Source organism: Nonomuraea sp. NPDC050310, from assembly GCF_040655795.1.
Taxonomy (GTDB): Bacteria; Actinomycetota; Actinomycetes; order Streptosporangiales; family Streptosporangiaceae; genus Nonomuraea.
Genome location: NZ_JBFAKP010000030.1, coordinates 36,247 through 49,544 on the forward strand (window position 1 = coordinate 36,247; position 13,298 = coordinate 49,544).

At 71.4% G+C, this 13,298-nt stretch carries 8 protein-coding genes; 1 reads left to right on the plus strand and 7 read right to left on the minus strand.

Annotation, left to right across the window (positions count from 1 at the left end; genetic code table 11):
• Window positions 1–74: 74 nt before the first annotated feature.
• On the plus strand, window positions 75–1,436 hold the full coding sequence (locus AB0I67_RS39315; protein WP_357935068.1) for a family 20 glycosylhydrolase: 1,362 nt from the start codon (window positions 75–77) through the stop codon (window positions 1,434–1,436).
• Here the strand turns inward: AB0I67_RS39315 and AB0I67_RS39320 are convergent.
• From AB0I67_RS39320 to AB0I67_RS39350, 7 genes are read right to left on the minus strand one after another with little or no spacing between them, the layout of a single operon-like run.
• A complete protein-coding gene (locus AB0I67_RS39320; protein ID WP_357935071.1) occupies window positions 1,420–3,627 on the minus strand; it encodes an alpha-L-fucosidase in 2,208 nt (735 codons plus the stop codon). The two genes, AB0I67_RS39315 and AB0I67_RS39320, sit on opposite strands and share 17 nt — an antisense overlap.
• Window positions 3,608–5,014, minus strand: a complete 1,407-nt coding sequence (locus AB0I67_RS39325) for a sulfatase (protein WP_357935074.1) — start codon at window positions 5,012–5,014, stop codon at window positions 3,608–3,610. The genes AB0I67_RS39320 and AB0I67_RS39325 overlap by 20 nt, the downstream gene beginning before the upstream one ends.
• Window positions 5,015–5,018: 4 nt before the next feature.
• Entirely contained in the window at window positions 5,019–7,322 is a 2,304-nt protein-coding gene (locus AB0I67_RS39330; protein WP_357935077.1) for an alpha-L-fucosidase, read from the minus strand.
• Window positions 7,319–10,231: a glucoamylase family protein gene (locus tag AB0I67_RS39335; protein WP_357935080.1), complete on the minus strand. Its 2,913-nt coding sequence runs from the start codon at window positions 10,229–10,231 to the stop codon at window positions 7,319–7,321. Before AB0I67_RS39335 ends, AB0I67_RS39330 begins: the two co-directional genes overlap by 4 nt.
• A complete protein-coding gene (locus tag AB0I67_RS39340; RefSeq protein ID WP_357935083.1) occupies window positions 10,228–11,067 on the minus strand; it encodes a carbohydrate ABC transporter permease in 840 nt (279 codons plus the stop codon). The genes AB0I67_RS39335 and AB0I67_RS39340 overlap by 4 nt, the downstream gene beginning before the upstream one ends.
• Window positions 11,067–12,002: a sugar ABC transporter permease gene (locus AB0I67_RS39345; protein ID WP_357935086.1), complete on the minus strand. Its 936-nt coding sequence runs from the start codon at window positions 12,000–12,002 to the stop codon at window positions 11,067–11,069. The genes AB0I67_RS39340 and AB0I67_RS39345 overlap by 1 nt, the downstream gene beginning before the upstream one ends.
• A gap of 1 nt (window position 12,003) precedes the next feature.
• Complete coding sequence (locus tag AB0I67_RS39350; protein ID WP_357935089.1) at window positions 12,004–13,272, minus strand: sugar ABC transporter substrate-binding protein; 1,269 nt, start codon at window positions 13,270–13,272, stop codon at window positions 12,004–12,006.
• Window positions 13,273–13,298 lie beyond the last annotated feature (26 nt).

Consider the following 13,298-nt stretch of genomic DNA (forward strand, 5'->3'; position numbering starts at 1 on the left):
GCCGCGGCCGGGGGATCGTTCACCGCTTGAGCGTGTCACGTGGACATGTCCCCATAAAGGGGATACTGCGCAGCATGAATGATCCACTCGCCGTGCGCGGTGTGATGCTCGACCTCGGCCGCCGCTACTGGGAGCTCGACTACCTGCGCGCCTTCATTCCGCGCATCGCCGCGCTGGGCTACAACCGGCTCCAGCTCCACCTCACCGAGTGGAACGCCTTCCGGCTGCGCCTGCCCGACTACGAGGGCCTGGCCGCCGAGCGGAGCTACACCCCGGAGGAGATCAACGACCTGGTCCGGCTGGCCGCCGGGCACGGGGTGGAGGTGGTGCCGGAGATCGACCTGCCCGCGCACGCCACCGCGATCATCCGCTACCACCCCGAGCTGCGCTTCACCGGACCCGGCGCCGAGCACTTCAACGACGGCGCCTACTGGCACGGCTCCCCCACCGACGGCTGGACCATGGACATCACCGGCGAGGCCAACCGCGACTGGATCAAGGGACTGCTCGCCGCCTTCACCGACGCGCTGGAGACGCCCGCGGTGCACCTGGGCGGCGACGAGTGGCCGATCGAACCGGGCCTGTCGGCGTGCGCCGCGCTCAACGACCACGCCCGCAGTCTCGACCCGGCCTACACCGCGGGCGACGCGCTGGTGGCGTTCATGAACGAGCTGGCCGGCGTGGTCCGCTCGCGCGGGCGGCGGCCGGAGATGTGGAACTGGTGGGAGCGCGCCTCCGGCGGCGACTTCCGCCTATGGCCCGACCGCGACATCCGGATCGTCGCCTGGGACACCGACGAGGAGCGGCTGGCCTGGTTCCTCCGGCACGGCTACGAGGTGGTCGCCAGCCCGTCGGCCACGCACTACGTCACCCCGCGCACCGCGCCGGGGAACCTGGCGGGCAAGCCGTACGTGGCGGCCGACCCGCGCCGGCTCTACGAGGACTGGCGGCCCGCGCCCGGTCCGCTCGGCTACCAGCTCTGCGTCTGGGCGGACTGGGCCGAGCAGGAGCCCGACGCCTACTTCGAGTCCTACCTGCGCCGGCCGCTGGAGGTGCTCGGCGCGCGCTTCTGCGGCCCGCCCGCCTTCCCCGACGCCGACGCCTTCCTGACCGAGCTCGACCGGGTGCCCGGTGAGGTACGGCTCGGCGCGGGCCGGGTGACCCGCGTGCGGTTCCGGCCCCACGCCCCGGAGGGCGGCACCGAGGCGGGCCGGTGGAGCGCGCCGGTCGCCGAGGCGCTCGACGCGGTCCGCGGCACCCGCTTTCAGGGGGCCAGGACTGCAGACGGTCCGTGGGAGGACCTGGCGGTGGTGACCGCCCAGCCGTACCCGGTCTGGAACGAGCTGCCGCTGTCCGGGGAGTTCGCCGCGCTGCGGGTGGTGGACGCGCCCGAGGGGCTCGAGGTCGAGTGGTGGGGTGTCAGGTCTCCACGGTGACCGCCCACACGTGCACGTTGTCGCCGGTGAGAGTGAAGGAGCGCGCGCCGGGTGGGAGCGGGACGGTGTGGTGGTAGACGAAGCCGTCCGGCTCGCGCTCGCCGCGGGGCGAGTGGACGTACGGCAGGTGGAGGGCGATCGGGTCGGCGGCCGGGTTGCGCCAGTCGCCGACCAGCAGGGTGTGCTCGTGGCGGTCGCCGCTCCGGGTCCGGACGGTCAGCCGGGCCTCGACCGGTTTCCACCGGCCGTAGGCGGAGGCGAGCAGGTGCAGGCGGGCTCCTTCGGGGATGGCGACCTCGGGGCCGGTGGCCAGCAGGTTGTCCGGCCGGCCCGGTGCGTGCCGCGGCCATTCGAAGCGCACCCGCCGGGAGTGGAACGGCCCGGGGGGAGGGAGGAGCTCGGCGGGGTAGGTGCCGCCGGTCCCGGTGAAGCCCGGCTCACCTGGCACGGGCTCACCGACCGCACCGGTGTCCTGCTCCATGTGCCGCGCCACCTCGGGACCGGCCTGTGTCTCCCGTCCGGCGACCGCCCCCACGTTGTCGTACGGCAGGCGGACCGGCAGGCTGTCGCCCAGCTCGACGACCGCCATCGCCGCCCCGAAGCGCTCGGCCCCGCTGGTGACCTGCACCCGGATCACGTCCGCGAAGGGCACGGTGAGGCTGAGGCGGTGCCGGGTGTGCGGCGCGAGCGCGGGCGTGGCCAGGTCGGCCGGCCCGCAGGTGACCCGGCCCGCCGGGGCGTGCGTCTCGCCCCGGTTGGCCAGCGTGACGGTGACCTCCGCCGCCTCACCCGGCCGCACCGGCTCGGCGGTGACGGTGACCCCCAGGAGGATCGCGCTCACCGGGTCGTAGCCGGGCCGGGCCAGCCGGAAGGTCCGGGCGGGCGCGGGCGGCAGGCCTGACGGCACCTCCACCACGAGCTCCTCCCCGTCGAGCCGCCACCCGGCCGGTCCGTGCCCGAGCAGGACGATCTCGGTGCGCGTCCCGTGCTCACCGGTCTCGACCGGCACCGGCGCGCGCAGCCGGAGCTCACCGGCCGGATCGCCGAGGGTGGTGACGTAGAAGGCGTGCGGCTGCGTGGTGAAGCGCACCGGGACCGAGGCGAGCGGGTCGTCGGGCCGGCTCCAGGGGGCCGAGCCGTACATCGCCTCGCCGTGCACCGCGAGCCACGCCCCGAGCTCCAGCAGCGGCCGGCGCTGGAGCTCGGGAACGGTTCCGTCCGCTGCTGGACCGAGGTTGAGCAGCAGGTTCCCGTTCTTGCTGACCACGTCGGCGAACAGCCGGATCAGCTCCGCCCCGGTCAGGTGGTGCTGGGGCCCCTCGGCGGCGTTGTGCCCGAAGGAGCGGCCGACGCCGCGGCAGGCCTCCCACTTGCCGGGCCGGATGACCGGCTCGACCGAGTACTCGGGCGTGGTGAAGTCGTACACGCCGTTGCCGAAGCGGTTGTTGACCGCCACATCGGGCCGCCGGTTGAAGTAGTGCGCCATGAAGGCGTGCGAGTCGTTGACCCCGCCCAGCCCGATGTCGGCCCACATCAGGTCGGGATCGAACCGGTCGGCCAGTTCCAGGAGCTGCGGGAGCTGGTGGTCGCGCACGTAGTCCTCGACCGGCCGGTACCCGGTGTACGGCACCGGCTCCCCGGTGAAGGCGTTGCGCGGCGGCCCCGCGCCGAACCAGCCGCCGCCGATGGCCGGCATGCGCGGGTGGTACCACTCGGGGATCGAGTAGTAGAGGCCCACCCGCATCCCCGGCGGGGTGGCGGCGACCACCTCGGCGACGAGGTCGCGGCGCGGGCCGTACCGGACGCTGGTGCGGTCGGTGACGGCGCTGTCCCACAGGGCCACGCCGTCGTGGTGCTTGGCGCCGAAGACGTAGTACCGCGCCCCGCCCGCCTCGATCAGCGCGTGCACCTCGGCCGGGTCGAAGCGCTCGGCCTTCCAGGCGTGCAGGAAGTCGTCGTACTCGACGTGCTCGCCGTACACCTCGCGGTGGCGTTCGCGGGTGGGGCTGCCGGGCCGGTTGAGCTCCTTCCAGTACCACTCGGCGTAGTCACTGCCGGCCGGCCAGCCCTCGACCGGCGCCCACGCGGGCACGGAGTAGGGGCCCATGTGCAGGAACACGCCCAGCTTGGCGTCCTCGAACCACTGCGGCGTCTCGTGCCGCCGCAACGACTCAAGCGTCGGCTCGTACATGCGGGGTGTCTCCGATCTCCGCCTGGATCCTGGCCAGCTCCGCCTCCAGCTCGGCGCGGACGGCGGCGTAGGCCGGGTCGTGGTAGCGGTTGTGCAGCTCCCAGGGGTCCGTGGCAAGGTCGAACAGCTCCCATTCGGGCTCGAAGACCCGGTCGGAGGCGCCCGGGATGCCCAGGCCGTCGGCGTAGTAGTAGATGAGCTTGTGCCGTTCGGTCCGCACGCCGTAGTGGGCCCAGACGTGGTGGATGCCGTCGTCGTGCTCCCAGTAGCGGTAGTAGACCGACTCGCGCCAGCCGGCCGGGCGCTCGCCGCGCAGCAGGGGGCGGAAGGAGCGGCCCTGCATGCGCGGATGGGGCTCGACGCCGGCGTAGTCGAGCAGCGTCTGCGCGAAGTCGACGTTCACCACCAGGTCCGCGTTGGTCCCGCCGGCCGGGATCTCGCGCGGATATCTCATGACGTACGGCATGCGCAGCGACTCCTCGTACATGAAGCGCTTGTCGTACCACCCGTGGTCGCCGAGGAAGAAGCCCTGGTCGGAGGTGTAGACGACCAGGGTGTCCTCGCTCAGCCCGTGCTCGTCGAGATAGTCGAGGACCCGCCCGACGTTGTCGTCCACGCTCTGCACGCAGCGCAGGTAGTCCTTGATGTAGACCTGGTACTTCCAGAGCGCCTGCTCGTCCTCGGTCAGCCCGGGCGGCAGGAGCTTCTTGAGGTCGTCGATGCGCAGGTGCTCGGCGACCCGCATCTTCGCCGCCCGCGCCGCCTCGGCCCGGCCCTCGTAGCGGTCGAAGAAGGTCTCCGGCACCGGCAGGTCCTGCCCCTCGAACAGGTCGAGGTAGCGCGCCTCGGGCTCCCAGTTCCGGTGCGGCGCCTTGTGCTGGACCATCAGGAAGAACGGCCGCTCCGGATCGCGCCGGTCCAGCCAGTCGAGCGACAGGTCGGTGATGACGTTCGTGGCGTAGCCGGGCACCGTGTGCTGCGAGCCGTCCATCCGGATGAACACCGGGTTGTGGTAGCGGCCCTGGTCCGGCACCACCGTCCAGTGGTCGAAGCCACGCGGGTCGTGCGCCGGGCCGTGGCCGAGGTGCCACTTGCCGACCAGCGCGGTCTGGTAGCCGCTTACCCGCAGTAGCTCCGGGAGGGCGGGCTGGCTGGAGTCGTACTCGGTGGAGAGCGTGCGCACCCCGTTGACGTGGTTGTAGGTCCCGGTCAGGATCGAGGCCCGCGACGGCGCGCAGAGCGAGTTGGTGCAGAAGCAGTTGTCCAGCCGCACCCCCTCCTCGGCGATGCGGTCGATGTGCGGCGTGTGGTTGATCTTGCTGCCGTAGGCGCTCACCGCGTGGGCCGCGTGGTCGTCGGCCATGATGAAGACGATGTTGGGTCGCATGGGTTCAGCTCTCCATGGTCAGGGCCCACAGGTGCAGCGCCACCCGGGGGTTGAAGCCGGTGGCCTTCGCCACCGAGACGGAGACGACCTCCTTGGCCGGATCGACGGCGAAGGAGTGCAGGTTGACGTGGGCGCCGATGTCCTTGGCTCCGCTGGCCAGGTAGCGGTAGCGGGTGGCGACGGCGACCGGGGTGGTGCCGGAGCTCAGCCAGTCGGCGAAGGTCATCGGCAGCGCCTGCGTGGAGCCGTCGGCGTAGGTGACGGTCACCGTGGTCCTTCCGTCCCGACCGAACCCGGCCGAGGCCAGCAGGTGCAGCTTGCGGTACCTGCCCGCCGGTACGGCCAGCCGCTGCCCCGCGGCGACGACGTTGTTCGCCGCCCCGTCCTGGGCGGCCGGCCAGCGGAAGGCGAGGCGTTGCGGGCTCTCCCAGAGCCCCGAGGCCGGCAGTTCCTCGGCGGGGTAGGTCGAGCCCGCCCCGTCGAAGTCGCCGTCGGCCGGGTCCGCCGCCGTGGCGATGCCGTCGTTGTCGTAGGCGGCCGACAGGTCCACCGGGGTGACCGGGCCGAGGACGTTGATCGGCGCCCTCGTCTCGAACACCGGGTGGATGCCGCCGCCGACCACCACGCTCACCTTGAGCTCGGCCTCGCCGGGCGTGCCGGGGGCGGTGAAGGAGACCCGCACGCTCGCCCGGCTGTGCGGCTTGAGCGCGGGTGCCTTGGCGACCGCGCGGCTGCCGCCAGGCCCGGTGACGGTGACCAGGCCCGCTGTCGTGGGGCGGTCGCCGCGGTTGACCAGGGTGACCGGCACCTCGACCGTCTCCCCCGGCTTGGCCTGCACGGCCGCCGCCTCCACGCCGACCAGCGCCTCGAGCGCGTGCTGGTAGCCCGGGCGGGCGAAGCGGAAGACGTAGGCGTGGCTGCCGGGGTCGGTCAGCCTGGAGGTGTCGACGGAGATCGTCCCGTCGGCGTTGCGGGTCCACTTCAGCGGCCGGCGGTGCCCGAGCAGGTGCACCTGGTCGCCGTCGCGCAGCGGGATCGGAGCGGTCAGCTTCAGCTCGGCGCCCGGCCAGGCCAGCGCGGTGGCGTAGAAGGCGTGCGGCTGGGTGGTGAAGCGCACGGGCACGCCCGCCCCGGGGTCCTCGGCCTGGGTCCAGTACCGAGAGCCGTAGATCGCCTCGCCGTTGACCTTCAGCCAGGCGCCGAGCTCGCGCACCCGCTGGTCCTGCGTCGCCTCGATGCTGCCGTCCGCCTTCGGTCCCACGTTGAGCAGCAGGTTGCCGTTCTTGGCGACGATGTCCACGAAGGAGTCGATGAGCTGGTCGGCGCTCAGGTAGTCGGCGGGCAGCTCGGCCGCGTTGTAGCCGTAGGACCTGCCGATGCCGCGCGAGGCCTCCCACTTGGTCTTCTTGATCGTCGGCTCGACGGCGTACTCGGGGGTGGTGAAGTCGTGCGGCACCTTGCTGCCGCACCGGTTGTTGACCGCCACCTCCTTGCCCTGCTCGGCCGCCTTGTTGAAGTAGTAGGCGTGCACGTTGGGGCTGTCGTCCACGTCGAAGCCGCCGATGTCGCACCAGATCACGTCCGGCGAGAAGCGGTCGATCAGCTCCCTGAGCTGCGGCGCCTGGTGGTCGCGGACGTAGTCGGTGATCGGCTTGTAGCCGGTGTAGGGCACGTCCTCGCCGGTCAGCCAGTTCTTCGGGCCGGTGCCGCCGAACCAGCCGCCACCCACCTTGGGCATGTTCGGATGGAACCACTCGGGCATCGAGTAGTACAGGCCGTTCTTCAGCCCGAACTCCCGGTTGTTGGTCTCGACCAGCTCCTTGACGATGTCGCGGCCGGGGCCGTACTTCACGCTGTTGCGGTCGCTGGTCGCGGTGTCCCAGAGCGCGACGCCGTCGTGGTGCTTGGTGACCAGCGTGTAGTACTTGGCGCCGCCCGCCTTGAACAGGCTCAGCCAGGCGCGGGGGTCGAACTTCTCGCCCTTCCACTGCCGCAGGAAGTCGTCGTAGACCACGCCGGGGCCGTAGGTCTCGCTGTGGTGCCTGAAGGTCGGGCCGCTCTTGTTCTGCTGCAGCTCCTTCCAGTACCACTCCGCGTACGGCGAGCCGGCCGGCCGGCCCTCCTTCGGCGCGAAGGCCGGCACCGACGAGGGGTTCCAGGTGATGAAGATGCCGAGCTTGGCGTCCTCGAACCACTGCGGCACCTGGTGGCGGGCGAGCGATTCGTAGGTCGGCCGGTACGGTTCGGCCGCCCCGGTCACGGCGGCCGGGTGCAGCAGAGCGAGGGCCAGCAGGGTCTTGCCGATCATGGGTGCGACTCCCATTCCTCCAGGCCCATCACGGGCTTGAGCTTGGTTTCGGCCTCGCCCGCGGTGAAATAGGCGCGCAGCTTGTCGCCGGTCAGCGCGTTGCCGGCGGCGGCGAGGAACATGCCTTGGTCGAGGCTGAGGTAGCGCTTGGAGACCTGGCCGGACTTGACGGCGATCGCGTCGTAGAAGCCGCCGGGGCCGTAGCTGTCCAGGTTGCGGCGCAGCTTCGCGAGGTTGTCGAGCGCCTCGCGCGGCGCATAGCGGTAGGCCAGGGCCGCGGCGTGCGGGGTGACGACGCCGTCGCCCCAGGTCGCCGGGCGCGGCTGGGCCGGGCGGCAGCCCTCGAAGCCCACGTCCACGGCGGTGTTCTGCTGGTCGGAGAAGTAACCGCCGGTGCTGAAGCCGATCTCGTCCACGCCGTAGGCGCGGTAGCCGCCGGCCGGGTTGTTGGCCGGGGAGAAGCCCCAGTAGCCGTAGCCGGCCTCGGTCAGGCCGTGCTCGATCTGCGCCTTGACGAAGACCGGGTGGTTGCGGCCCCAGCTCTTGGCGCCCCACTCCTCCTCGGGCACGACCAGGGTGGTCATCAGCGCCTCGAACATCGAGCCGCCGGCGTTCGGCACCAGGCGCATGCCGCGGTAGCCGTACGTGCCGGTCCAGACCTGGAGGCCGAGGTGGGTCCGGTAGGAGCCGACCGGCTTCTGCTCCTGGCCGCAGGTGCTGTCGGGCAGCGAGCGCCAGGGGCCGAAATAGAGCTCGGCGGGCAGCTGGCCCAGGGAGATGCCGACGTAGGCGGCGATGCGGGTCTCGCCCAGGCCGGCGTAGTGGTTGCAGGTGTACCAGACGCCCTGGCCCTCGACCACGCAGCGGCCGTCGTCGGGCTTGGCCGGGTAGGCGCCGCCGCGCAGCAGGCCGGTGCCCGGCTTGGCGGCCGGGTCGTAGTAGAGCCGGAAGTCCATCCGCGACAGCAGGGCCTGGGCCTGGTCGCGCAGGCCGGGGAAGGCGTTGCGGGCGACCATCAGGCCGGCGGCCAGCCAGCCGTTGTCCACGCTGGACAGGAAGGGGTACTTCTGCGCCACCTGGCCGTCGGCCGGGTTGTACCAGTTGTAGTACATGCCCTGGTGGTGGGCGAGGGTGGCGAGCGTGGCCAGCACCTTGCCCGCGCGGGCCACCGCGTCGGCCTCGCTGATCATCCCGGTGTCGCGGGCGACCGCGACGCTCCACAGGTACAGGCCGATGTTGGTCGGCGAGGTGGACTTGTTGCGGGTGGCGGGGGCCAGGTCGCCGCCGATGTTGTCGGCGGGCAGGCCGGTGGCGGGCTCGACCATCGCGTCCAGCGAGCGCCAGGTGTCGGCGGCGTAGCGGCGCAGCGTGACCTCGTCGGCGCTCCAGCCCTGCTCGCGGGGCGCGGCGGAGAACTCCTCCGCGGCCAGCAGCGGCCGGATCCTGGCGGCGGGCCGGCCGAGGCTCCAGTAGTCGCGCAGGTGGTCGCCGGCCAGGGCGTTGCCGAGCGCCGCCATCACCATCGACTGGTCGAGGGTCAGGTACTCCTTGGCGACCTGGCCGCTCTTGACCGAGACCGAGTCGTAGAAGCCGCCGGGGCCGTAGACGTCGAAGTCGCGCTTGAGCCTGGCCAGGTTGTCCAGCGCCTCACGCGGCGCATAGCGCAGGGCGAGGAAGGAGGCGTGCGGGGTGACCGTGCCGTCGCCGAAGCGCACGGGCTCGGGCTGGGCCGGGCGGCAGCCCTCGAAGCCGGTGTCCACCGGCGTCCGGTCCTGGTCGGAGTAGGCGCCGTCGGCGCCCGTGCCGATCGCGTCCACGCCGTAGGCGCGGTAGCCGCCGGCCGGGTTGTTGGACGGAGAGAAGCCCCAGTAGCCGTAGCCCGCCTCGTCGAGACCGTGCTCGATCTGCGCGCGCACCCAGAGCGGGTGGTTGACGCCCCAGCTCCGCGGGCCCCAGCGCTCCTCGGGCACGAACAGGTTGGGCATCATCGCCTCGAACATGGAGCCGTTCCAGTTGGGGACCAGGCGCATGCCGCGGTAGGTGTAGGCGCCCTCCCAGACCTTGACCCCGCCGTAGGTGCGGTAGCGGCCGACCGGCTTCTGCTCCTGGCCGCAGTCGTCCGGCGCGAGCGTGCGGTTCTGGCCGTAGTAGGCCTTCGCGCCGGGCACCTGGCCGAGCGCGACGGCCACGTAGGTGACCATCCGGGTCTCGCCGAGCGCGCCGTAGAAGTGGCAGGTGTAGTCGACGCCGTTCACCTTCTCGGTGCAGGTCGCATCGCCCGGCGGCACCGGCCAGATGCCGCCGCGCATCAGGCCGCCGCCTTCGTTGGCGCCCTTGGCGCCGTCCTGCCAGAAGGCGCGGAAGTCCATCCGGTCGAGCAGCGGGGAGATCTTGCCGCGCAGTTCGGGGAAGGCGTTGCGCACCACCATGAGCCCGACCGCGGTCCAGGCGTTGTCGACGCTGGACAGGAAGGTCGAGGCCGGCGTGGCGTCCTTCAGCCCGCCGGTGTAGGGGTCGTACCAGCGGTAGAACATGCCGGTCGGCCGGTGGTAGTCGAGCCGGCCCAGGGCGTCGAGGGTGCGTTCGACCCGCTCGCGGGCGGCGCGGCGGCCGATGAGGCCGACCCGCCAGGCGGTGGTGGCCGACCAGAGGTAGCCGCCGAACGGGGTCGGCCCGGTCTGGTGCGAGCGGACGGTGAGGTCGGCGTTGACGTAGCTGGCCGGCAGCCCGGTCTCGGGCGCGACGAGTGCTTCGAGCGACTTCCAGGTGTCGGCGGCGTACTGGGTGAGGACGGCGCGGTCGGCGTCCGGCAACCGCTCGGGTACGGCTGCCGCCGTACCGCTCAGGCCGGTGGCGAGCAGCGCTGCGGTGAGCACGGTCAGCACGGTGGCGGTGAGGAACCTTCTCATTTGAGTCCCGTCGTGGCGATGCCTTGCACGAAGTGGCGCTGGAAGAACAGGAAGACCGCGATGACCGGCAGCACGAGCATCGTCGAGCCGGCCAGCAGCACCCCGTAGTCGGTGTTCTGGTGGTCGAAGGCGAACAGCGCGACCCCGACCGGCAGGGTGAACAGGTCCTTGTCCTGGGCGACCATCAGCGGCCACAGGAAGGAGTTCCAGGAGCCGAGGAAGGTGAGGATGCCGAGCGTGGCCAGCGCCGGCTTGCACAGCGGCAGGAAGATGCGGAAGAAGATCCGGTACTCGCCGGCCCCGTCGATCCGGGCCGCCTCGGCCAGGTCGTCGGGGAGCCCGAGCATGAACTGCCGCATCATGAAGACGCCCATGGGCCCGGCCAGGCCCGGCAGGATGATGCCGGCGTAGGTGTTGATCAGCCCGAGCGCGGCGACCACCACGAAGGTGGGGATGACCAGCACCATGCCGGGGATCATGAGCTTGGACATGACCAGCCCGAAGACCAGCCGCTTGCCGGGGAAGTCCAGCTTGGCCAGCGCGTAGCCGAGCATCGAGCAGAACAGCAGGTTGCCCGCGGTCGAGACCAGCGCGATCAGCACGCTGTTGAACGCGAGCCGCCCGAAGTCGAGCTGAGTGAGCAGGTCGGCGTAGTTGGCGGTGGTCGGCCGCTCCGGCAGGAAGGTCGGCGGGAAGCGCCAGATCTCGTCCTCCGGTTTGAAGGAGCTGAAGACCATCCACACGAACGGCAGGCAGACCACGACCAGGCCGACGACCAGGACGCCGTAGATCCAGGGCTGGCCGCGGTACTCGCCGGGCCGGGTGCCGGTCGCCATCACTTCTCCCTCATCAGCCGGAACTGCAGCAGCGTCAGGCAGGCGATGATCACGAACAGCACCCACGACATGGCGGCGGCGTAGCCGTACTGGCCGAAGCCGAAGGTGGTGTAGATCTGGTAAGAGATCGAGGTGGTGGTGTCCAGCGGGCCACCCTGGGTCATGATGAACGGCTCCTCGAAGAACTGCAGGTTGCCGATGACCGAGATGACCACGATGAACAACACCGCCGGGCGGAGCAGCGGCAGGGTGACGTGCCGGAAGGCCTGCCGGCGGCCGGCGCCGTCGATCTCGGCCGCCTCGTACAACTCGCGCGGGATGCCCTGGAGCGCGGCCAGGAAGATCACCATGGCGAAGCCGACGTGCCGCCAGACCGCCATGGCGATCAGTGACGGCAGCGCGGTCCTGGTGTCGTTGAGCCACGCCGGACCGTCGATGCCGGCCAGCCGCAGCGCCGAGTTGATCAGGCCGGCGTCGGTGCTGAGCAGGTAGCGCCAGATGACCGCCACCGCGACGCCGCTGGAGATGACCGGCAGGTAGAAGCCGATCCGGAAGACGGCCCTCAGCCGGCGGACGCCGGAGTTGAGCGCGATGCCCAGCGCCAGGCCGATGGCCAGGGTGAACGGCACGCTGAAGGCGACGAAGACCAGGGTGTTCCAGGTCGCCTGCCAGAACTTGGCGTCGCCGAGGATGCGGGCGAAGTTGTCCAGCCCGACGGTGTTGATGTTCAGCGGGTCGCGCAGGTCGGTCGACCTCATGTCGGTGAAGCTCATGACGACCGAGACGATCAGCGGGAAGAGCTCGAAGGCGGCGTAGAGCAGGACGAAGGGCAGGGCGAACACCCAGCCCGCGACCGCCCGCCGGGTGCGGTCGGAGGACCGCGCCCGGGCTCCAGCCGCGCGCCGCGCGGACTCGGGCAGGGTGGCCGTCGCCATGTCAGGCGCCGGTGCCGATGCGCTCGGCGCCCTGCTGGAGCGCCTTGGCGGTGTCCTCGGGCGAGACGCCGCCGACGATCAGCTTCTCGGACTGGTCCTCGATGAGCTTCTGGATCTGCTGGAAGGTGCCGATCGGCGGGGTGGCCTTGGCGTCCTTGAGCTGCTCGCCGAAGGGCGCGACCTTGTCGTTGTCGCGCAGCGCGGGGGCCTGCCAGGCGGCCTGCACGCTGGGCAGGTCCTTCTGCAGGCCGTACCACTTGACCTGGACGGCGGGGTCGCTCAGCCAGTTGACGAACTTCCAGGCCGCGTCGCGGTTGGGCGAGTCCTTGAAGACGACGAGGTCGGCGCCGCCCACGAAGGAGGTGCGGGTCTTGTCGCCGGGCACGGGTGCGACGGCGAACTTGTCGGCGAAGCCGGGGCCGCCCAGCTCCAGGAACTTGCTGACCATCCACGGGCCGGTGATCTGCATGGCCAGGCTGCCGTCGACGAACCAGCGCTCGGCGTCGCCCGGCTGGGTGGCCATCGGGGCCAGCTTGCCGGTGAAGAAGGACTGGTAGTAGCTGAGCGCCTTGACGCTCTCCGGGGTGTCGAAGGTGAACGTGCCGTCGGCGCCGAGGATGTCGCCGCCCTGCTGCCAGATCCACGGCAGGTAGACGTCGGCGGCGCCGCCCTTGCCCGGGGGCAGGTACATGCCGTACTTGGCGCCGCCCTTGTCCTGGGCGGCCTTGGCGGCAGCGGTGAGCTCGGCCCAGGTCCTGGGCGCCTGCTTGATGCCGGCCTTGTCGAGGATGTCCTTCCGGTAGAAGAGCACGCGGGTGTCGACGTACCACGGCACGCCGTACAGGGTCTTGTCGACCGTGGGCGGCTCCAGCGCGGCCGGGAAGAACTTGGTGGTGTCGATCAGGCTGGGCACCGGGTCGAGGGCGCCGGTCCTGCCGAACTCCGGCATCCAGGTGGTGCCCATCATGGACAGGTCGGGCGTGGTCTTGGCGGCGATGGCCCCGGCGAGCTTGTCGTGCGCCTGACCCCACGGGATGGCGGTGACCTCGATGCGGACGCCGGGGTTGGCCGCCTCGTACTCCTTGGCGAGCTGCGGGAGCTTCTCGCCCTCGCCGCCCATCGCCCAGACCTTGACAGTGCCGGTGGCGGGGGTGTCGGTGGCGACCTCCTTGGCCTGCTCGGGGGCGGCGGTGCCGGTCGAGCGGCCGCAGCCGGTCAGGACCAGGGCGGCGGCCAGCAGGCCGAGCCCGGCCTTGGTGGCGAGTCTCATGGTTCTCCTCGGGGGGTGGGTGTAAC